This is a genomic window from Streptomyces sp. NPDC025784 (assembly GCF_055558435.1).
In genome coordinates this window covers 660842-681263 of record NZ_JBVHMN010000002.1, presented here as the reverse complement: position 1 = coordinate 681263, position 20422 = coordinate 660842, and the positions used below count along the sequence as shown (strand labels likewise).

Below are 20422 nucleotides of genomic sequence, written 5' to 3'. Positions count from 1 at the left end.
GGGCAGCGGCTCGGCGGCGGGATCCGGTGGCGCCCATGGACGGCGCGACGTCCATGCCCGAGGGCCCGGGCGCCGGAGTCGGCGGCGGATCCGGGCGGCGCGACGGAGCACGCCCGGGGCGCCGCGCGCCGGAGCCGCCCCCGGAGAGGTCAATTCCCTTATTGACACACATCATGACGGGGGCCGCCGTACGGTTAGGGGGGCGGCACAGATCTTGCGGAGCCGTGGGGAGAGGGGGCCTGGGCCATGGACCGTGGCACCGAAGTGGGCACGACTCCCAGCCGCGGAGCTGGGAACGGCACGGCGGACCACACCGCCGTCGGCCGCATCCCTCTGGCGGTCGTCCTCGTGGACCGCGGTGGACTCGTCTCCCATTGGAGCAGCGGCGCCAAGCGCCTGTTCGGCACCCCCAAGGAAGACGCGGTGGGCCGTCTCGCCGCCGACCTGCTGCCCGTCTCCGGCGCACTGCCCGAGGACGACGACGCCGCTCCCTACGGGGCCTACGCGGTCTACGACGGCCTCGGCCCCGGCCTGGAGACGTCCCTCGACGGACGGCTCGCCTACCCGGCCGCCGGGCGGGCCCGGCTCAGCGCGGTCGACGGCGACCGGATCGACGTCCTGTGGTGGGCGTACCCGCTGGTGGGCCCAGGGCGCGAACGCCTCCTGGTGCTCGCCGCCGACGCGGCCGCGCTCCGTCTCGGCGACCAGGGCGACCCCGACCACCCGGACGGCCACCCCGCGGCCGGCGCGGGCATCGAGCGCATCGCGCCCGGCTTCGCCCTGCACACCGACTTCCCCGGCGCGGAGGACCTGGCCCGCCGGCTCCCCGAGATCCTGCCCAGCATGAGCGTCGGCGAGAGCGCCCGGATCGTCGCGCAGGTCCTCGAACTTGGCTATCCCGTACTGGAGTTCAGCCAGAACGACCGGGTGCCCGTCACCCCCGACTGGGGCGTCCCCCGGCGCGCCGAACGCAAGGCGCGCCGCGCCCGGGCCGCCAGGGCCGCCGCCTCCGGCGCGCCCGTGCCGCAGGACGACCAGGACGAGGGCACGGATCTCGAATACGTCGCGGTGCGCGAGAGACTGGAGTTCCTCAACGAAGTCAGCGGACGCATCGGCACCTCCCTCGACCTGGCGCAGACCATCCTGGAGGTCAGCCGGGCCGTCGTGCCCCGCTTCACCGACGTGGCGGGCACCTACCTGCGCGAACAGGTCGTCGCGGGCGAGGGGTTCCACGACGGCGTGCCGGACACCACCACCATGTGGCACCGCGTCGCACTGGAACACACCGACGAGCCGGGCCGCTGGGACGACGTCGTACCCGTCGGCGAGGCCATGCCCTTCCCCGCCCACACCCCGTTCTTCCAGTGCATGACCACCGGTGAGCCCGTGCTCGTGCCGCGCATCAGCGAGCAGATGGGCCACATGATCGCCGCGCAGTTCGAGAAGCGTGACATCCGGCCGCTCATCACCAACCGCTCCATGCTGGTGGTGCCCCTGAAGGCCCGCAACGTGGTCCTCGGGTTCATGATCCTGCTGCGCCACCCCGAGCGCGTCGAGTTCAACGACATGGACCGCGTCACCGGCGCCGAACTCGCCGCCCGCGCGGGCCTCGTGCTGGACAACGCCCGCATGTACACCTACCAGGAGAGCGTCGCCGAGACCCTCCAGGAGAGCATGCTGCCGCACATCGCGCCCCGCATGGCCGGCTGCGACATCGCGACCCGCTACCTGCCCGGCACGCTCCTCGGCCGCGTCGGCGGCGACTGGTTCGACTCCGTGAAGCTGCCCGGCTCCCGCACCGCCCTGGTCGTCGGTGACGTCATGGGGCACGGGCTCAACTCCGCCGCGATGATGGGCCAGTTGCGCACCGCCGTGCAGACCATGGCCGCGCTCGACCTGCCGCCCGCCCAGCTCCTGCGCAATCTCGACGACCTCGCCCAGCGGCTCGGCGACACCTACCTGGCGACCTGCCTGTACGCCGTCTACGACCCCATCGCCGGTGAGCTGGAGATCGCCAACGCGGGCCACATCCCGCCCGTCCTCGTGCACGCCGGGGACGGGCGCAGCGAGCTGCTCGACCTGCCGACCGGTGCGCCCATCGGAGTCGGCGGAGTGCCCTTCGAGTCGGTACGCGTGCGTGTGACGCCCGGCGACCGGCTCGTGATGTGCACCGACGGTCTCGTCGAGGTCCGCGGCGAGGACATCGGCGTGGGCCTCGCCACGCTCTGCGAATCCGCCGCACACCCCGCCGCGTCCATGGACGACGCCTGCGACACCATCATCCGTTCCCTCAACACCCGCGGCGGACGCAAGGACGACGTGGCCCTCCTGATGGCCCGCCTCAACGGCATCGAGCCCGAGGACGTCGCCGAATGGCGCCTCGCGCTCGACCCGGTCGAGGTCGGCAGGGCGCGCGCGGTGGTCCGCGAACAGCTGCACGCGTGGGACCTGGGCGCACTGACCGACAACGCCGAGCTGATGGTCGGTGAGCTGGTCACCAACGCCGTGCGCCACGCGCACAGCCGGCGGATCGAGCTGCGGCTGGTGCGCGGCGACACCCTGCTGTGCGAGGTGGCCGACGACGACCACACGCTGCCGACGCTGCTCAGCGCCGGGCCCACCGACGAGTGCGGGCGCGGACTGCGCGTCGTCAGCACCCTGGCCCGCGAGTGGGGCGCCAGCCGGACCGGCGCGGGCAAGTCCGTCCGGTTCGAACTGACCCTGCCACGACGGCGCTGAACGGCGGCGGCGGCCTTCGGACGGGGCGCGCGAAGTGCTCCGGGGGTACGCGGGCCGAAAGTGGCGTGAAGGAACGCGCCGCCCGCTTGTCGCCGCGCGCCGGGCGCGATAGACCGATCTCGCCTGCCAGGTCCCGGCGGGCTGCGGTCGCGACCAGGGGAGCGGGCATGAGTGTGACGAGTCGGTACAGGCAGGCCTGGGAGGGCTTCTGGCAGGAGGCCCCCGACGAACCCGGATCGGTCTTCTGGGACGCCGAGCCCGGCCTGACCGCCGGTGTCCATCTCGCCCTGCTCGAACCCCACTTGGCGGCCCGTGACCTGCCCGTCGTGGACCTCGGCTGCGGCAACGGCACCCAGACCCGCTTCCTCGCCGACCGTTTCCCGCACGTCGTCGGCGCCGACCTGTCGGCGGCCGCGCTCGACCATGCCCGCCACGCCGACCCGGCGGGTCAGGCCGGCTACCGGCAGCTCGACGCCGCGGAGAAGACCGAGGCGCAGGCCCTGCACGCGGAGCTCGGCGACGCCAACGTCTACATGCGCGGAGTCCTCCACCAGGCCGAGCCGGACGACCGGCAGCCGCTGGTGGACGGGCTGGCGACGCTGGTGGGGGAGCGCGGCCGGGTCTTCCTCGTCGAACTCGCCGAGGCCGCCGGAGCCGTGCTGCGCGGTCTGGCGCAGGGCGCGGACGGCCCGCCCGCCAAGCTGGCTCCGGTGTTCCGGCACGGCATCGCCCCCGGTGAGGTCGCGGACGCCGCCGTCCCCGAGTACCTGCGCGCCGCCGGCCTGACGGTCCTGGCGAACGGCGAACTCCCGCTCGTCACGACCGAGTACACGGCGGACGGCACACGCATCGAACTTCCGTCGAAATGGCTGGTGGCGGGGCGTACCGGGTGACGTCAGTGGTCTGGACCGGTGAGAGTTGTCCACAGGCTCTGCCGGGTCCGGGCCGAAGCGCGTACGGTTTCGAGTCATGAAGATCCTCATCAGCGCCGACATGGAGGGCGCCACGGGAGTGACCTGGCCGGCCGACGTGCTGCCGGGGACCGAGCAGTGGGAGCGATGCCGCTCACTGTTCACCTCCGACGTCAACGCGGCCGTGCTCGGCTTCTTCGACGGCGGCGCCGACGAGGTGCTGATCAACGAGGCGCACTGGACCATGCGCAATCTCCTGCTGGAGCGGCTCGACGAGCGGGCACAGATGCTCACCGGGCGGCACAAGGCGCTGTCCATGGTGGAGGGCGTGCAGCACGCCGACGTGGACGGCATCGCCTTCGTCGGCTATCACGCCGGCGCCGGAATGGAGGGAGTCCTCGCGCACACCTACCTGGCGAACTCCATCACGGGGGTGTGGGTGAACGACGTCCGCGCCAGCGAAGGCCTCCTCAATGCCCATGTCGTCGCCGAGTACGGAGTGCCGGTCGTCCTCGTCACCGGCGACGACGTGGCCTGCGAGGACGCGCTCGGTTACGCGCCGGAGGCATTGAAGGTCGCCGTCAAGGACCACGTCTCGCGCTATGCGGCCGTGTGCCGCACACCCGCCAGGACCGCCGCGGACATCCGGGCCGCGGCCAAGGAGGCGGCGGCGCTGGCGGTGCGTCACGAACCGGTCGTCGGCGGCCCGTTCACGGTGGCGCTGGAGTTCGACGCCGAGCATCTGTCGATGGCCGCCACGGTCGTGCCCGGTGTGGACCGCATCGGGGAGCGGAAGGTGGCCTACACCAGCGACACCATGTACGAGGGGATTCGCACCTTCAAGGCGGTCACCACGATCGTCTCGGCCGCGGTGGAGGAGCAGTATGGCTGACGCACAGGCACTCGACGAGGTCGTGAGGTTCACCTCCGAACTCATCCGTATCGACACGACCAATCGCGGCGGAGGCGACTGCCAGGAGCGCCCGGCCGCCGAGTACGCCGCGGCGCTGCTCGCGGACGCGGGTCTGGAGCCCACGCTGCTGGAGCGCACCCGAGGCCGGACGAACGTCGTCGCGCGCATCGAGGGCACCGATCCGTCCGCCGACGCGCTGCTCGTGCACGGCCATCTCGACGTCGTGCCCGCGCAGGCGGAGGACTGGAGCGTGCACCCGTTCTCCGGCGAGGTCCGCGACGGTGTGGTCTGGGGGCGCGGTGCCGTCGACATGAAGAACATGGACGCGATGATCCTGGCCGTCGTCCGCGAGTGGGCGCGCACCGGCGTGCGTCCGCGCCGCGACATCGTCGTCGCCTTCACCGCCGACGAGGAGGCGAGCGCCGAGGACGGCTCGGGCTTCCTCGCCGATCAGCACGCCGGACTCTTCGAGGGGTGCACCGAGGGCGTCAGCGAGTCGGGGGCGTTCACCTTCCACGACGGGGCGGGGCGACAGCTCTATCCGATCGCCGCGGGCGAGCGGGGCACCGGCTGGCTCAAGCTCACCGCGCGCGGGCGGGCCGGGCACGGCTCGAAGGTGAACCGGAGCAACGCGGTGACCCGGCTGGCCGCGGCGATCACCCGCATCGGGGAGTACGAGTGGCCGCTGCGGCTCACCCCGACGGTGAGCGCTGCGCTGACCGAACTGGCCGCCCTGTACGGAGTGGACGCCGACCTGGGCGACGTGGACGGCCTGCTGAGCAAGCTCGGACCCGCCGCCGCGCTCGTCGAGGCCACCGTGCGCAACAGCGCCAACCCGACCATGCTGGAGGCCGGTTACAAGATCAACGTGATCCCGGGAGAGGCCGTCGCCTACGTGGACGGCAGATATCTCCCGGGTGGCGAGGACGAGTTCCGCACGACCATGGACCGGCTCACCGGACCCGATGTCGAGTGGGAGTTCCACCACAGGGAGGTGGCCCTCCAGGCACCGCTGGACTCCGCGACGTACGCGAAGATGCGCGCGGCCGTCGAGGAGTTCGCGCCCGAGGGGCATGTGGTGCCGTACTGCATGTCCGGCGGCACGGACGCCAAGCAGTTCTCGCGCCTCGGGATCACCGGGTACGGCTTCGCCCCGCTGAAGCTTCCGGAGGGCTTCGACTACCAGGCCCTGTTCCACGGCGTGGACGAGCGCGTCCCGGTCGAGGCGCTCCATTTTGGTGTCCGCGTCCTCGACCGCTTTCTGCGCACGGCCTAGGGGGACGGCATGCAGACCTTGGCGTACGGATCGTGGCCCTCGCCCATCGACGCGACACTGGCCGCGGCGCACGACGGCCACCCCGAGTTCGTGGGTTTCGTCGGTGACGAGGCCTGGTGGACCGAGCCCCGACCGGAGGAGGGCGGGCGCCGCACGCTCGTCCGCCGCCGGGCGGACGGCACGGAGGAGTCCCTGCTGCCGGCCCCGTGGAACGTGCGCAGCCGCGTCATCGAGTACGGCGGACAGCCGTGGGCCGGGGTCATGCGGCCCGAGGGTCCCCTGACGGTGTTCGTCAACTTCGCCGACCAACGGCTCTACCGGCACGAACCGGGCGGTACACCCACGCCGTTGACCCCTCTCTCCACGGTCGGCGGCGGACTGCGCTGGGTCGACCCGCAGCTGCGACCGGAGCGCGGCGAGGTGTGGTGCGTCCTGGAGGAGTTCACCGGGGAGGGCCCCTCCGACGTACGGCGGGTGCTCGCCGCCGTACCGCTGGACGGGTCGGCCGCCGAGGACCGCGACGCCGTCCGGGAACTGAGCGACGGGCGGCACCGGTTCGTCACCGGGGCGCGCCTGTCGCCGGACGGCCGCCGGGCGGCCTGGCTCGCCTGGGACCACCCTCTGATGCCGTGGGACGGGACGGAGGTGATCCTCGCCGACGTGGCCGAGGACGGCACCCTGCACGCTGCGCGCTCCGTCGCAGGCGGTCCCGAGGAGTCCGTGGCCCAGGCCGACTGGGCACCCGACGGCACCCTGCTGTACGCGAGCGACCGCACCGGCTGGTGGAATCTGTACCGCCTGGACCCGGACGGCGACCCGGTGGCGCTGTGCCCGCGCGAGGAGGAGTTCGGCGGTCCGCTGTGGCGCGTCGGACACCGCTGGTTCGCCCCACTGGAGACCGGCCTGATCGCCGTCGTGCACGGGCGCGGTGCCACCGCCCTCGGCGTCCTGGATCCGGAGACCGGTGAGGTGGTCGACGCGGCCGGCCCCTGGACCGAGTTCGCGCCCACCCTCGCCGTGCACGGCAGCAGGGTCATGGGCGTCGGGGCCAGCCCCCGCAGCGCCTACGAGGTCGTCGAGCTGGACGCCCGCACCGGCCGCGCCCGGGTGACCGGTGCCCGGCACGAGGACCCGGTGGACCCCGCGTACTACCCGGAGCCGCAGATCCGCTCCTTCATCGGCCCCGCGGGGCGCGAGATCCACGCCCACATCTACCCGCCGCACCACCCCGGCCACGTCGCCGCGGGCGACGAGCTGCCGCCGTACGTCGTCTGGGCGCACGGCGGACCCACCGGCCGGGCACCCCTCGTCCTCGACCTGGAGATCGCCTACTTCACCTCACGCGGGATCGGCGTCGCCGAGGTCAACTACGGCGGATCGACGGGCCACGGGCGGGAGTACCGCAACCGGTTGCGGGAGCAGTGGGGCGTCGTCGACGTCGAGGACTGCGCGGCCGTCGCACTGGCTCTGGCCGCGGAGGGCACCGCCGACCGCGACCGGCTGGCCATCCGCGGCGGCAGCGCGGGCGGCTGGACCACGGCCGCGTCCCTGGCGAGCACCGACGTGTACGCCTGCGGCACGATCATCTACCCGATCCTCGACCTGGCGGGCTGGGCCACGGGGGAGACCCACGACTTCGAGTCGCGGTATCTGGAGAGCCTGGTCGGCCCGATCGCCGAGGTGCCCGGCCGGTACGCGGAGCGGTCGCCCACCGAGCACGCCGACCGGATCACCGTGCCGTTCCTGCTGCTCCAGGGGCTCGACGACGCGATCTGTCCTCCCGTGCAGTGCGAGCGGTTCCTGGCCAGGCTGGAGGAGCACGGCCGACGCGTCCCGCACGCTTACATCGCCTTCGAGGGCGAGGGGCACGGCTTCCGGCGGGCCGAGACGATGGTGCGGGTCCTGGAGTCCGAACTCTCGCTGTACGCCCAGGTCTTCGGACTGCACCCGCCCGGTGTGCCGACCCTGGAGCTTGCCAAGTGACACCCCTCAGCCAGGAACCGGAGCACGCCGAGTGACCACCACCGAGCCCTTGACCCGACCCGCCCGACTCGCCCCCGGGGCGCGTGTCGCCGTCGTCGCGCCCAGCGGCCCCATCCCCGAGGAGCGGCTCCAGGCGGGCCTGGACATCCTGCGCGGCTGGCATCTCGACCCCGTGGTGGCACCTCATGTCCTCGACCGGCACCCCGACTTCGACTATCTGGCGGGCACGGACGCCGACCGGGCCGCCGACTTCCAGGCCGCCTGGTGCGACCCGGACGTGTCCGCGGTGCTGTGCGCCCGCGGAGGGTACGGCGCGCAGCGCATGATCGATCTCCTCGACTGGGACGCCATCCGCGCCGCGGGGCCCAAGGTCTTCCTCGGGTTCAGTGACATCACCGCGCTGCACGAGGCGTTCGCGACCCGGGTGGGCCTCGCGACGCTTCAGGGCCCGATGGTGGCGGGCATCGACTTCCTGAAGAACGCGCGGGCGCAGGAACATCTGCGGGCCACCCTCTTCGAGCCCGAGTCGGTGCGGACCATCGCCTCGGGACGCGGCACCCCGCTGGTGCCGGGGCGCGCCCGGGGAGTCACCCTCGGCGGCTGCGTGTCCCTGCTGGCCGCCGGCCTCGGCACCCCGCACACGCGTCCTTCCGCCCGGGGAGGGCTCCTGCTGATCGAGGACATCGGCGAGGAGGCGTACCGGCTGGACCGCATCCTGACGCAGCTGCTGCGCGCCGGATGGCTCGACGGAGTCGCCGGGATCGCCCTCGGATCCTGGGAGGACTGCGGTCCCTACGAAGAGGTGCGCGCGGTGTTCGCCGACCGGCTCGGCGGCCTCGGTGTGCCCGTGGCCGAGCACTTCGGCTTCGGGCACTGCGAGGGCGCGCTCACCACACCCTTCGGCCTGCCGGCCGAACTCGACGCCGACACAGGGACGTTGACGCTGGACGAACCCGCCCTGGTCTGAAGCTCCCGGGCCGCGTCCGTGACCGCCGTGACATGCGGGCACGGACGCGGCCTGTTCACTGAATCTCCGTCAACCACATGCAGCACGGCGATTGACCTCCGTCTGACACGTGTCACAGCATGACTTCCGGCCGGTACTTACCGGTCGGTAGTCGTTTCGCGCTCATTCGGGTCGTCCTCACCGTGGAGGTCCATGTGTCCCGTCGCCCGCGAGTGCCCGGATCCCGCCCCAGGCGATCCGGTGCCCCGCTCGCCCTGGCTCTCGGAGCCGCGCTCACGGCTCCGCTCGCGTTCACCGCACCCGCGTCCGCCGCGCCCGTCCCGTACTCCGTCACCGCGCTCACGTTCACGGTCGAGGCCGGCGGGCGCACCTGCACGATCGACGCCGATCTGTACCGGCCCGCCGGTGTGGACCGCGACCACCCCGCACCCGCCGTGCTCGCCACCAACGGCTTCGGCGGCAGCAAGTCGGACGGTTCGACGGACGCGATCGGCAAGGCCTTCGCCGCCCGCGGCTATGTGGGACTCGTCTACTCCGGGCTCGGCTTCGGCAGATCCGGGTGCCTGATCTCCCTCGACGACCCGCGCATCGACGGCGTGGCGGCCTCCCGGCTGATCGACTTCCTCGCCGGCACACGCGCCGCGGACGACGGCACACGGGCCGACTACGTGGCACGGGACGGCAAGGCCGATCCCTGCGTCGGCATGATCGGAGGCTCGTACGGCGGCGCCGTCCAGATGGCCACCGCCGCGGTGGACCATCGCGTCGACGCCCTCGTCCCGCTCATCACCTGGCACGACCTCGCGTACTCCCTCGACCCCAACAACGCGGGCGGTGCGAGCGAGGTGCCCGGCGCCTTCAAATGGCAGTGGGCCAACGGCTTCTACCTGATCGGCGAGACCCAGCCGCTGACCGAACCGAACCTGGACCCCTCCCGGATCAACAACGTGACCTGCCTGCACTTCGTGAGCGAAGCCTGCCGGACGATGCGGACCCTCAACTCGGGCAGGTACCCGGCGGCCAGGACCGGGCCGCTGCTGGACTACGCCCGCAGCGTCTCGCCCGTCTCCTATCTGCGGGGCGTACGCGCGCCCACCCTCCTCGTCCAGGGTCAGTCCGACAGCCTGTTCAACCTCAACGAGGCGACGGCGACGTACGAGGCGCTCAAGGCCCAGGGCACCACGACCAGGATGATCTGGCAGTCGTGGGGGCACAGCGGCGGGCTCACCGACCCGGTCGGCGGCGAACTCAACCTGTCCCAGGGCAACTTGGAGACGAGCTACGTCGGCAAGCGGATCCTCGCCTGGTTCGACCGCTATCTGAGGCACCGTGAGGACACCGACACCGGACCGGCGTTCGCGTACTACCGCGACTGGATCGCCGACCCCGGTCACACCTACGCGACGGCCGGCCGGCTGCCCTCGCTCAGCCGCACGCTCTACCTGTCCGGCGACGGCAAGCTCGTCGACGACCGGAAGAAGGTCGCGCGCGGCAGCCGGGAGTACCGCAACCTGCCGCTGCCCACGAGCCACTCCGAGAGCTCCCTCGCCGGGGTCGTCGGGCTGCCCGACCCGGCACCGTACGACACTCCGGGCACCTACCTCGGCTGGACCAGCGAACCGCTGCCCCGTGCGGTCGACGTGGTCGGAGCGCCCCGGGCCACGCTGAAGGTCGTCTCACCGCGCACGGAGCGCGTGCAGGACTCCGGCGACGCCGCGGACAAGCTGGTCCTCTTCGCCAAGCTCTACGACGTGGCGCCCGACGGCACGAAGACGCTGGTGCACCGCCTGGTGGCGCCGGTGCGGGTGCCGGACGTCACGCGGCGCTTCACCGTCTCGCTGCCGGGGATCGTGCACCGGTACGAGGCGGGACACCGGCTCCGGTTCGTCGTCGCCGCCGGCGACGACGCCTACTTCGGGAACAAGGGGGTGAAGCCGGTGACCGTCACCAGCTCACCGGGGGACACCGGAGTACTGGAGCTGCCGGTCGTCGGGGACTGACGCGGGGACCGACGGTACCCGGCGACCGGCCAGGGTGACCCGTGACCGTGGGCGGTCACGGGTCACCCGTAGGAACGTCCCACCGCGCGTGCCGCGACCGCGCCGCCCATGCTGGGCGCATGAGCCCGAAGACCTCCGAGAGTGCGGGCGGGAACGGCAGCGGCGGGCCCGCGACCCCCGGCAGGATCAGCATCGCGGCCCTGGCCCTGCTCACCCTGATCTTCGTCTTCGAGAACAGGCACAGCACGAAGATCCGGCTGCTCGGCCCGGAGGTGACCATGCCGCTGTGGATGGCCCTCCTCGGCACCGGCGCGATCGGCGGGCTCTGCGGCGCGTACGCCGTCAGGAAGCGCCGCAGCTGAAACACCCGTTCGCGTAAGGTGACGGAATGCCTGACTACCTCGCCGAAGGCCCTCGTGTGGGCATACGCCACTTCACCCACGAGGACGGCCCGGAGTTCACCGCCCGGGCCCGCGAGAGCAAGGAACTGCACCAGCCCTGGCTCTTCCCGCCCGACGGCGCCGACGCCTACGCCCAGTACGCGGGACGGCTCATCGACGATCCGACGAAGGCCGGCTTCCTCGTCTGCGAACGCGACCACGGGGGCATCGCCGGGTTCATCAACATCAACAACATCGTCGAGGGCGGCTTCCTGTGCGGAGCGCTGGGGTACGGCGCCTTCGCGCACGCCGCGGGCCGCGGTCTGATGGCCGAGGGGCTCGACCTCGTCGTGCGGTACGCCTTCGGCACGATGGGGCTGCACCGGCTGGAGATCAACGCGCAGCCGGGCAACGCCGGCTCCCTCGCGCTCGCCCGGCGCTGCGGCTTCCGGCTGGAGGGCTTCTCGCCGGACTTCATCCGCATCGACGGGGTCTGGCGGGACCACGAGCGCTGGGCGATCACGGCGGAGATGGTCTCTTCCCGCCCGGCGGACGCCGGGAGAGGATGAGCCCATGCGCACCATCGTGGTCCTCGACGCGCCCTCCAACCTGGGCCTGCGGCCCCCGGCGCCGGGCACCGTCCCCGGCTGCTACAAGCTGGCCGGCGCCCTGCGCGAGCAGCGCATCGTGCAGCGGCTCGGCGCGCTGGAGGGCGGTGTCGTCGTCCCGCCGCGCTACGACCGGGGCGACTGGCAGGAGGGCGACGGCGTCTTCAACGCCGCCGCCATCGCCGCGTACACCGTCAAGCTCGCCGACCGCGTCGAGCACCATGTCCGCTCCGGTGACCTGCCCGTCGTCCTGGGCGGCGACTGCTCCATCCAGCTGGGCGCCTCGCTCGCGCTGCGCCGCATCGGCCGCTACGGACTCGCCGCAGTCGACGGATCCGCGGACTTCCGCCACCCGGGCAACTCCGACCGGATCGGCGCCGCCGGCGGCGAGGAACTCGCCCTGGCAACCGGCCGGGGCCAGGAGGACCTGACCGACCTTGAGGGGCTGAGGCCCTATCTGCGCGACGAGGACGTACGGCTCTTCGCCATCCGTGACTACGACACCGAGCGGGACGAGCTCGCCGCGCTGAAGATCCCGACGGTGACCGTCGGAGAACTGCGCGAGTGGGGCGCCGACGCCCTCGCGCGGGCCACCGTGCAGACCCTCGAACAGCCGCACCTCGACGGCTTCTGGGTACACCTCGACGCCGACTGCCTCGACCCGTCGGTGATGCCCGCCGTGGACAGCCCCGACCCCGACGGACTGCTCCCCGACGAACTCCTCGCCCTGCTGCGCCCCTTGGTGCGCTCCCCGCACTGCGTCGGCCTCAACGTCACCATCTACGACCCCGACCTGGACCCGGACGGCACGGCGGGGCGGTTGCTCACCGACCTAGTCGTCGCCGCCTTTGCGGAATCCTGACCGCATTCTTGCGAGCACAGCCCCTGGTCACTTCCCGCCGGACCATGTTCCATGGTCATCGTGACGACGATCCGACGTGACGTACTGACGCTTCCGGCGGCGGACCTGGGCCCCAGCAATCCGCTGCCTCCGCTGCTGACCCTCGACGAGGCGCACCGCATCGACGAGCGGGACCGCGAGGGCCTGCCGCGCGACATGGCCCGGCAGATCGGCTACGAGCCCCTGCGCAGCGTCCTGCCGGAGCGCATCCGGGACGGATACGACAGGGCGCGCGCGCCCCGCGAACTCGACGCCGTCGTCATCGAGAACGACCGGCTGCGTGCCACCGTGCTGCCCGGCCTCGGCGGCCGGATCGTCTCGCTCCTGCACAAACCCACCGAGCGTGAACTCCTCTACCGCAACCCGGTGGTGCAGCCCGCCTGCTTCGCCCTCAACGGCGCCTGGTTCTCCGGCGGCATCGAATGGAACATCGGCGCCACCGGCCACACCACCCTGTCCTGCTCACCCCTCCACGCCGCCCGCGTGCCCGCCCCCGACGGCGGCGAGATGCTGCGCCTGTGGGAGTGGGAGCGACTGCGGGACCTCCCCTTCCAGGTCGATCTGTGGCTGCCGGACGGCTCCGACTTCCTGTACGTCGGCGTCCGCGTGCGCAATCCGCACGAGCGGCCCGCGCCCGTGTACTGGTGGTCCAACATCGCGGTGCCCGAGGAGCGCAGGGTCCTGGCACCGGCCGACGAGGCCTGGCACTTCGGGTACGAGCGCCGGCTGCGGCGCATACCGGTGCCGTCGTACGACGACGCCGACCGGACGTACCCGCTCAACAGCCACTTCCCCGCCGACTTCTTCTACGAGGTGCCCGACGGGCAGCGCCGCTGGATCGCGGCGGTCGACGAGGCGGGCGACGCGCTCGTGCAGACCTCGACCGACCTGCTGCGGGGACGCAAGCTGTTCGTGTGGGGCTCGGGACCGGGCGGGCGGCGCTGGCAGGAGTGGCTCACCGAGCCCGGGACCGGCGGCTACTGCGAGATCCAGGCCGGACTGGCGCGCACGCAGCTCGAACACGTAAGGCTGGAGGCGGAGAGCGAGTTCTCCTGGCTGGAGGCCTACGGGCCGCTGACCGTGGGAGCCGGAGCGGCGCACGGCGAGGACTGGGCGGCGGCGCGTGCGGAGGCCGAGTCCCGGCTGGAGGACGTCCTGCCGCGGCGGGACGTCGACGCCGCGTACGCCGCCTGGCTGCCGCACGCCGACACCGACCCCGGCGAGGTGCTCGCCGTCGGATCGGGCTGGGGAGCGCTGGAGGTCCTGCGCTCCGCCCACAAGCTGCCCGGCACGCCGTTCGAGGAGTCCACGCTCGGCGAGGCGCAGACCCCCTGGCTCGAACTCCTGCGGACCGGGGCGTTTCCCGAGCCCCGGCGGGTCGGGCCGCCCGGTGAGACGCTGGTCGCCCCGCACTGGCGGGACATGCTGGAGACGGCGCCCGCCGTGCCGCTGGCCGAGTACCACCTCGGGGTGGCCCAGTGGCACGCCGGCGACTCGGCGCAGGCCGTGCGCAGTTGGGAGCGTGCCCTCGAACTCGCCCCGTCCCTGTGGCCCTTGCTCCGCTGTCTCGCCGTCGCCGACGCGCAGGCGGGCAACAAGGAGCGGGCCGCCGACCGGTACGTCGAGGCGTTCGACGACCTGTGCCGCGAGCGGCGGGACTCCGGGGAGGTGTGGACCGCGGCGACGACCGCGCTGGGACGGGAGGCCGTGGAGGCGCTCCTCGCGGTACGGCGGACCCGTCAGGCGCGGTCCGTGTGGGAGCGGCTCGGCTCCGGCACCCGAGCGCGTGGCCGGTTCCGTCTGATCGAGGCGCAGCTGCTGCTCGCCGAGGGGGACGTGCCCGGGGCCCGCGCCGTCTTCGACGAGGGATTCGAGGTGGCCGATCTGCGGGAGGGCGCCGAGGTGATGTCCCAGGTGTGGGCCCGCCTGACCGACGATCCGCTGCCGGCGCGGTACGAGTTCCGCATGCGGCCGCCCACGGACTGACCGGCCCGAGGCACGCGCCCGGGCGCTCCGCCGGGGGCTCCGTCAGTGCCGGAGCCCCCCGTGGGGGCGGTCGGACCGGCACCGGAGGCCCCGGTGGCCCGCCGGACGGGTACCGGAGCCCCTGGTGGCCCGCCGGACGGGTACCGGAGCCCCTGGTGGCCCGCCGGACGGGTACCGGAGCCCCTGGTGGCCCGCCGGACGGGTACCGGAGCCCCCGGTGGCCCGCCGGACGGGTACCGGAGCCCCCGGTGGCCCGCCGGACCGGTACCGGAGCCCCCGGTGGCCCGCCGGGCCCGTTTCGGACGGCTACTCCGCTCTGCGGTCCACGTACTCGTACACCGATCCGTCCGGGTGCATGGCGATCAGATTGCGGCCCGCCGGAGTGGCGACGGGACCCGCGAGCACGTGCGCGCCCGAGTCGGTGAGGACACGGTGGGCCTCGTCGACGTCCTTGACGGCGATGGTGGCGGCGACCTTGCGCAGGACCTCCAGTTCGGCCTCGGGTCCGCTCATCAGCAGGAAGCACCCGACCGCGGCCACGGAGACACCGCCGCGCTCGAAGCGGAGGGCGCTCCCGCCGGCGAGTCTCTCGTAGAACGGGACCGAGGCCTCCAGGTCGTCGACGCAGATACGCAGCGTGGCTCCCAGAATCTCCATGGGAGGAGCCTAGTTGGGGCCGCCCGGACGGGAGATCGTTTCGCACGGATCCCGCACCCCGCGGGAGCACCGCACCCTGCGGTCCGCCGGAGCGCGCGGCCGCCCGGCTCCGCCCCCGGTCCGGCCGCCGACCTCGCGTTATGCCACTGCCGGGCCGGGTACTCGGCGGCCATGGAACGCTTGGATCATCTGGAACACCTGGACAAGGACCTCGTCGACGAGCTGGCGCAGGTGGCCCGCGAGACCGTACGGGACGAGCTGCGCGAACAGACCCGCAAACAGCGCCGCACGGCCACGCTGTACGCGGCGTCCGGCGCCCTGGCCCTGTACGCGGGCGCCGCGCTGGCTCTGGCCATCGGGCTGGGCCTCGCCGCGGGGCTGCCCGGCTGGGCCGCCGCCCTGATCACCGCGGCACTGCTCGCGGTGGCGGCCTTCGTGCTGCGCGGCATGGCCCGGCCGTCCACGCATCCGCACGGACACTCCGCGCAGCCGCACGGGCACACCGACCCCGACCACGTCGTCGGCGGTTCGGCCCCGGCCGCTCCGCCCAGCGGCCTCGGCATGCCCTACCCGCCGGTCCCGCCCGTCCCCCCGGGCGCCCCCGGCAGCACGCCCCACATTCCCGGAACGGACTATCCGGATGCGCCGCATCACCGCGCGTGACGGACAGCGCGTGCGGTGACCGTCCCGCACGCCACCTGCGGTGACGGCGAGTCGTCGCCGCGGCGCTCCCGACGTGAACCCGGACGACACGGGTGAGACGCTGGGGGCGCCGGTGTTTGGGTGCCCGCGCCCTGGGGACGCGGAAAAGCCCGTACGAGCGACACCGCCGGAGGCGAACCGTGAGTCGACCCCGCATCCTGATCGTCGGTGCCGGCTTCGCCGGGTACCGGACGGCCCGCGTCCTGTCGCGGCTGACCCGGCACAAGGCCGACATCACCCTGCTCAACCCCACCGACTACTTTCTGTACCTGCCCCTGTTGCCCCAGGTGGCCGCCGGTGTGCTGGAGCCGCGCCGCGTCACCGTCTCGCTCACCGGAACCCTGCCGCGGGTGCGCCTCGTGCTCGGCGAGGCCGACGGTATCGACCTCGACGCCCGCACCGTGCACTACACCGGCCCGGAGGGCGACGGCGCCACTCTCGGCTACGACCGCCTCGTGCTCGCCGTCGGCAGCGTCAACAAACTGCTGCCCGTACCGGGCGTCGCCGAGTACGCGCACGGCTTCCGCGGCCTGCCCGAGGCGCTCTATCTCAGGGACCACGTCACCCGGCAGGTGGAGCTCGCCGCCGCGGCCGACGACCCGAAGAACTGCGCCGCACGCTGCACCTTCGTCGTGGTGGGCGCCGGCTACACGGGGACCGAGGTCGCCGCCCAGGGAAAGCTGTTCACCGACGCGCTGGTGCGCAAACAGCCGTTGTACGACGGCATGCGGCCCCGCTGGCTGCTCCTCGACGTCGCGCCGCGCGTCCTGCCCGAACTAGACGAGCGGCTCTCGCGCACCGCCGACCGCGTGCTGCGGCAGCGCGGTGTCGACGTGCGCACCCAGACGTCCGTCGAGGAGGCCACGCCCACCGGGGTCCGGCTCAGCGACGGGGAGTTCGTGGACACCCGGACCCTGGTGTGGTGTGTCGGCGTCCGCCCCGACCCGCTGGTCGCGGGACTCGACCGGCCCCTGGAGCACGGGCGGCTGCTCGTCGACCCGTACCTCCAGGTGCCCGGCCATCCCGAGGTGTACGCGTGCGGGGACGCCGCGGCCGTACCGGATCTGGACCGGCCCGGGCAGTACACGCCGATGACCGCCCAGCACGCCTGGCGGCACGGACGGATCGCCGGACGCAACGTCGCCGCCTCGCTCGGCATCGGCAGCCGGCGCGCCTACCACCATCGCGACCTGGGCTTCACCGTCGACCTCGGTGGCGCCAAGGCCGCCGCCAACCCGCTCGGCGTCCCGCTGTCGGGGCCCGTGGCCGGAGCGGTCACCCGCGGCTACCACCTCGCCGCCATGCCGGCGAACCGCGTCCGCGTCGCCGCCGACTGGCTGCTGGACGCCGTACTCCCGCGCCAGGCCGTACAGCTCGGCCTGGTCCGCTCGTGGTCCGTCCCCCTGGACACCGCGTCGCCGGAACTGGCACGAGTGCCCGGTGCACCGGCGAAGCACGCCGACCGACCGGAAGGAGCGTCATGAAGACCCGTCAACTCAACGATCTGGCCCAGCAGTTGCGCGTGGACAGCGTGCGTGCGGCCGCCGCCGCGGGCTCCGGGCACCCCACGTCGTCGATGTCCGCTGCCGATCTCATGGCCGTACTGCTGGCCAACCACCTGCGGTACGACTTCGAACGTCCCCAGCATCACGGCAACGACCGGTTCATCCTCTCCAAGGGCCACGCCTCCCCCCTCCTGTACTCCGCCTACAAGGCCACGGGGGCCATCAGCGAGCCGGAACTCCTCACCTTCCGCAAGCGGGGCAGCCGGCTCGAGGGCCATCCCACGCCCCGGCGGCTGCCGTGGGTGGAGACCGCAACCGGTTCCCTCGGACAGGGGCTCCCCGTCGGCGTGGGCGTCGCGCTCGCCGGGAAACGGCTGGACCACACCGGCTACCGGGTGTGGGTGCTGTGCGGGGACAGCGAACTTGCCGAGGGCTCCGTGTGGGAGGCCGCCGAGCACGCCGGTTTCGAGCACCTCGACAATCTCGTCGCGATCCTCGACGTCAACCGCCTCGGCCAGCGCGGACCGACCCGGCACGGCCACGACCTGGACGCCTACGCCCGGCGCTTCCGGGCCTTCGGCTGGCACACCGTCGAGGTCGACGGACACGACGTGGACGCGATCGACCGCGCCTACGGCGAGGCCGGATCCACCGCCGGACAGCCGACCGCGATCATCGCCCGCACCCTCAAGGGCAAGGGCGTCGCCTCCGCACAGGACCGCGAGGGCCTGCACGGCAAGCCGCTGCCCGACCCCGAGGAGGCCGTCGCGGAGCTCGGTGGGGTCCACGACCGGCACGTGGAGGTCCAGCAGCCGCCCGCCGCACGGACCGTGCACGCCGCGCACTCCGCACACCTCGACCTGCCCCGCTACGACATCGGAGACGAGGTCGCCACCCGGGACGCCTACGGGCAGGCGCTCGCCGCGCTCGGCACCGCACGCGGCGACGTCGTCGCCCTGGACGGCGAGGTCAGCGACTCGACGCGCGCCGAGTTCTTCGCCAAGGAGCATCCCGACCGCTTCTTCGAGTGCTACATCGCCGAACAGCAGCTGGTCGCCACCTCCGTCGGCATGGCGAGCCGCGGCTGGGTGCCCTACGCCTCGACCTTCGCCGCCTTCCTGACCCGCGCCCACGACTTCGTCCGCATGGCGGCGGTCAGCGGCTCCGGCATCAACCTGGTCGGCTCGCACGCGGGCGTGGCCATCGGGCAGGACGGGCCCTCCCAGATGGGCCTGGAGGACCTGGCGATGTTCCGCGCGCTGTACGGCACGACCGTGCTGTACCCGTGCGACGCCAACCAGACGGCCAAGCTCGTCGCCACCATGGCCGACCTGGAGGGCATCCGCTATCTGCGCACCTCGCGCGGCGACAGCCCCGTGATCTACAGCCCCACGGAGGAGTTCCCGGTCGGCGGCAGCAAGGTGCTGCGCGCCAGTGGCCGGGACCGGCTGACCCTGGTCGCGGCCGGTGTCACCGTCCACGAGGCGCTGGCCGCCGCGGAGGCGCTGGACCGCGAGGGCATTCAGGTCCGGGTGGTCGACCTCTACTCGGTCAAGCCCGTCGACCGCCGGACCCTGCGCGACGCCGCCGAACAGACCGGTTGCCTCGTCACGGTCGAGGACCACCGCGAGGAGGGCGGCATCGGGGACGCCGTCCTCGACGCCTTCCTGGACGGCCGCCCGGTGCCCCGCCTGGTGCGCCTCGCCGTCCGTACGATGCCCGGCTCGGCGAGCCCGGGCGAGCAGCTGCACGCCGCGGGCATCGACGCCGAGGCGATCGCGGCGGCCGCGCGGCTCCTGGTGGAGACGGCGGTGGTGCGCTGAGCGGCGGGCGAGGAGGAGGACGACGCGAAGGTATGCCGATCGGGGCGTGCGGGCGGACAATGCCGAAGCCGCGCCGACCGGGCCCGAAGGAGGAGAGCGCATGACTGGTCTGCGGTACGTCTACGCGATCTGCAGGCCGTTCCCCGCGGCCCTGTCGGCCGAGCTGACCGGTGTCGCGGGAGCCCCGGCGCGCCAGGTCCTGCACGAGGACCTGGTCGCCGTCGTCGGCGCGGTCCCGGAGGAGGACTTCGCCGTGGAGCCGCTGCGCGGTCGTCTGCAGGATCCGGAATGGGTGGGCGAGACCGCCCTGGCCCACGAGTGCGTCGTCGACGCGCTCACCACCGTCACCAGCCCGCTGCCCCTGCGGCTCGCCACGGTGCTCCGCGACGACGCCGCCGTGCGCCTGATGATGCAGGAAGGGCACGACCGGTTCGTGCGCGCACTCGACCGGATCGACGGGCGGGTGGAGTGGCGCGTGCGGATCTACGCCGAGACCGGCCGGCCCGCCGCATTCGACGGCGCCGGCCCGGACCTCGCGGGGATTTCCGGCACGACGGCGCAGGGCCGGGTTCCGGTGAATGCCGAGGAATACGCCCGGCAATTGCATGACGACCTGTCGCGTCGCGCCGAGGGTGCGTGTTTGCATCCGCCACGCAATGTGGAGCTCGCCGGGAAGTCCGGCACGAATCTGCTCGACGCCGCCTATCTGGTTCCTCGAATGAAATCGGAGGAATTCGTGGAGCGTGTGCGTCGCGCACAGCATGAGGAGACAGGTTTGCGGGTGGAATTCACCGGGCCGTGGGCGGCCTACGCCTTCACCGGAGAATCCACGATCCCGGGCGAATCGGCATGGCCTGCGTGCGACACCACCGTCCATCACGTCTGACCTGCACGAGGTACCTGTCTGACCTGCACGAGGCATGAGACGAGCGGCCCGGGGGCCCGGGGTCCCGGGCGCGGGGCGCCCCGGTGGCTCGACCTGAACTCCGAAAACAACCCGGATCAGACCCGGGTTGCGTACCACATTTACCCCCGCCCCAGCCCCCCCCGGCCATAGTGCCCCGCACCCCG

16 protein-coding genes are annotated in these 20422 nt (G+C 72.8%); 15 read left to right on the top strand and 1 reads right to left on the bottom strand.

Features of this window, described 5'->3' with window-relative positions; translation table 11 throughout:
* Positions 1-246: 246 nt before the first annotated feature.
* The 11 genes from ACZ4IF_RS08985 to ACZ4IF_RS08935 all read left to right on the top strand — a co-directional run bounded on the left by ACZ4IF_RS08985 (position 247) and on the right by ACZ4IF_RS08935 (position 14664).
* Entirely contained in the window at positions 247-2739 is a 2493-nt protein-coding gene (locus ACZ4IF_RS08985; protein WP_467560929.1) for an ATP-binding SpoIIE family protein phosphatase, read from the top strand.
* A 167-nt stretch (positions 2740-2906) separates the two neighbouring features.
* The gene (locus tag ACZ4IF_RS08980; RefSeq protein WP_467560927.1) at positions 2907-3632 is read left to right on the top strand and encodes a class I SAM-dependent methyltransferase; all 726 of its coding nucleotides are present in this window, start codon (positions 2907-2909) and stop codon (positions 3630-3632) included.
* A 76-nt stretch (positions 3633-3708) separates the two neighbouring features.
* Positions 3709-4542, top strand: a complete 834-nt coding sequence (locus ACZ4IF_RS08975) for a M55 family metallopeptidase (RefSeq protein ID WP_467560925.1) — start codon at positions 3709-3711, stop codon at positions 4540-4542.
* Positions 4535-5839: a M20/M25/M40 family metallo-hydrolase gene (locus ACZ4IF_RS08970; protein ID WP_467560923.1), complete on the top strand. Its 1305-nt coding sequence runs from the start codon at positions 4535-4537 to the stop codon at positions 5837-5839. The genes ACZ4IF_RS08975 and ACZ4IF_RS08970 overlap by 8 nt, the downstream gene beginning before the upstream one ends.
* Before the next feature lie 9 nt (positions 5840-5848).
* Entirely contained in the window at positions 5849-7822 is a 1974-nt protein-coding gene (locus ACZ4IF_RS08965) for a prolyl oligopeptidase family serine peptidase (protein ID WP_467560921.1), read from the top strand.
* Between the two features lie 31 nt (positions 7823-7853).
* The gene (locus tag ACZ4IF_RS08960) at positions 7854-8789 is read left to right on the top strand and encodes a S66 peptidase family protein (RefSeq protein WP_467560919.1); all 936 of its coding nucleotides are present in this window, start codon (positions 7854-7856) and stop codon (positions 8787-8789) included.
* Between the two features lie 182 nt (positions 8790-8971).
* Positions 8972-10789 carry a CocE/NonD family hydrolase gene (locus tag ACZ4IF_RS08955; protein WP_467560917.1) on the top strand — a complete coding sequence of 606 codons (1818 nt, stop codon included), beginning with the start codon at positions 8972-8974 and terminating at the stop codon, positions 10787-10789.
* 119 nt (positions 10790-10908) lie between these two features.
* Positions 10909-11151 carry a LapA family protein gene (locus ACZ4IF_RS08950; RefSeq protein WP_467560915.1) on the top strand — a complete coding sequence of 81 codons (243 nt, stop codon included), beginning with the start codon at positions 10909-10911 and terminating at the stop codon, positions 11149-11151.
* Between the two features lie 26 nt (positions 11152-11177).
* The gene (locus ACZ4IF_RS08945; RefSeq protein WP_467560913.1) at positions 11178-11738 is read left to right on the top strand and encodes a GNAT family N-acetyltransferase; all 561 of its coding nucleotides are present in this window, start codon (positions 11178-11180) and stop codon (positions 11736-11738) included.
* A 4-nt stretch (positions 11739-11742) separates the two neighbouring features.
* Positions 11743-12639 (top strand): arginase family protein, encoded by an 897-nt coding sequence (locus ACZ4IF_RS08940; RefSeq protein ID WP_467560911.1) that lies wholly within the window; start codon positions 11743-11745, stop codon positions 12637-12639.
* Positions 12640-12690: 51 nt separating this feature from the next.
* Positions 12691-14664, top strand: a complete 1974-nt coding sequence (locus tag ACZ4IF_RS08935; RefSeq protein WP_467560909.1) for a DUF5107 domain-containing protein — start codon at positions 12691-12693, stop codon at positions 14662-14664.
* A gap of 306 nt (positions 14665-14970) precedes the next feature.
* Here ACZ4IF_RS08935 and ACZ4IF_RS08930 read toward each other — a convergent pair whose 3' ends face one another.
* A complete protein-coding gene (locus ACZ4IF_RS08930; RefSeq protein WP_028801850.1) occupies positions 14971-15321 on the bottom strand; it encodes a VOC family protein in 351 nt (116 codons plus the stop codon).
* A 171-nt stretch (positions 15322-15492) separates the two neighbouring features.
* On the opposite strand from ACZ4IF_RS08930, the gene ACZ4IF_RS08925 reads away from it, so the two are divergent.
* From ACZ4IF_RS08925 to ACZ4IF_RS08910, 4 genes are all read left to right on the top strand, one after another.
* Positions 15493-15984, top strand: a complete 492-nt coding sequence (locus ACZ4IF_RS08925; protein ID WP_467560907.1) for a phage holin family protein — start codon at positions 15493-15495, stop codon at positions 15982-15984.
* A 179-nt stretch (positions 15985-16163) separates the two neighbouring features.
* On the top strand, positions 16164-17507 hold the full coding sequence (locus tag ACZ4IF_RS08920) for an NAD(P)/FAD-dependent oxidoreductase (protein ID WP_467560905.1): 1344 nt from the start codon (positions 16164-16166) through the stop codon (positions 17505-17507).
* On the top strand, positions 17504-19351 hold the full coding sequence (locus ACZ4IF_RS08915; RefSeq protein WP_467560903.1) for a transketolase: 1848 nt from the start codon (positions 17504-17506) through the stop codon (positions 19349-19351). The genes ACZ4IF_RS08920 and ACZ4IF_RS08915 overlap by 4 nt, the downstream gene beginning before the upstream one ends.
* A 100-nt stretch (positions 19352-19451) precedes the next feature.
* Complete coding sequence (locus ACZ4IF_RS08910; RefSeq protein WP_467560901.1) at positions 19452-20237, top strand: GvpL/GvpF family gas vesicle protein; 786 nt, start codon at positions 19452-19454, stop codon at positions 20235-20237.
* Positions 20238-20422 lie beyond the last annotated feature (185 nt).

What these genes read in the sequence shown, in the direction of transcription:
- ACZ4IF_RS08910 (WP_467560901.1), top strand. Translation starts at nt 19,452, where the DNA reads ATGACTGGTCTGCGGTACGTCTACGCGATCTGCAGGCCGTTCCCCGCG.
- ACZ4IF_RS08915 (WP_467560903.1), top strand. Translation starts at nt 17,504, where the DNA reads ATGAAGACCCGTCAACTCAACGATCTGGCCCAGCAGTTGCGCGTGGAC.
- ACZ4IF_RS08945 (WP_467560913.1), top strand. Translation starts at nt 11,178, where the DNA reads ATGCCTGACTACCTCGCCGAAGGCCCTCGTGTGGGCATACGCCACTTC.
- ACZ4IF_RS08950 (WP_467560915.1), top strand. Translation starts at nt 10,909, where the DNA reads ATGAGCCCGAAGACCTCCGAGAGTGCGGGCGGGAACGGCAGCGGCGGG.
- ACZ4IF_RS08925 (WP_467560907.1), top strand. Translation starts at nt 15,493, where the DNA reads ATGGAACGCTTGGATCATCTGGAACACCTGGACAAGGACCTCGTCGAC.
- ACZ4IF_RS08965 (WP_467560921.1), top strand. Translation starts at nt 5,849, where the DNA reads ATGCAGACCTTGGCGTACGGATCGTGGCCCTCGCCCATCGACGCGACA.
- ACZ4IF_RS08985 (WP_467560929.1), top strand. Translation starts at nt 247, where the DNA reads ATGGACCGTGGCACCGAAGTGGGCACGACTCCCAGCCGCGGAGCTGGG.
- ACZ4IF_RS08930 (WP_028801850.1), bottom strand. Translation starts at nt 15,321, where the DNA reads ATGGAGATTCTGGGAGCCACGCTGCGTATCTGCGTCGACGACCTGGAG.
- ACZ4IF_RS08975 (WP_467560925.1), top strand. Translation starts at nt 3,709, where the DNA reads ATGAAGATCCTCATCAGCGCCGACATGGAGGGCGCCACGGGAGTGACC.
- ACZ4IF_RS08970 (WP_467560923.1), top strand. Translation starts at nt 4,535, where the DNA reads ATGGCTGACGCACAGGCACTCGACGAGGTCGTGAGGTTCACCTCCGAA.
- ACZ4IF_RS08935 (WP_467560909.1), top strand. Translation starts at nt 12,691, where the DNA reads ATGGTCATCGTGACGACGATCCGACGTGACGTACTGACGCTTCCGGCG.
- ACZ4IF_RS08980 (WP_467560927.1), top strand. Translation starts at nt 2,907, where the DNA reads ATGAGTGTGACGAGTCGGTACAGGCAGGCCTGGGAGGGCTTCTGGCAG.
- ACZ4IF_RS08940 (WP_467560911.1), top strand. Translation starts at nt 11,743, where the DNA reads ATGCGCACCATCGTGGTCCTCGACGCGCCCTCCAACCTGGGCCTGCGG.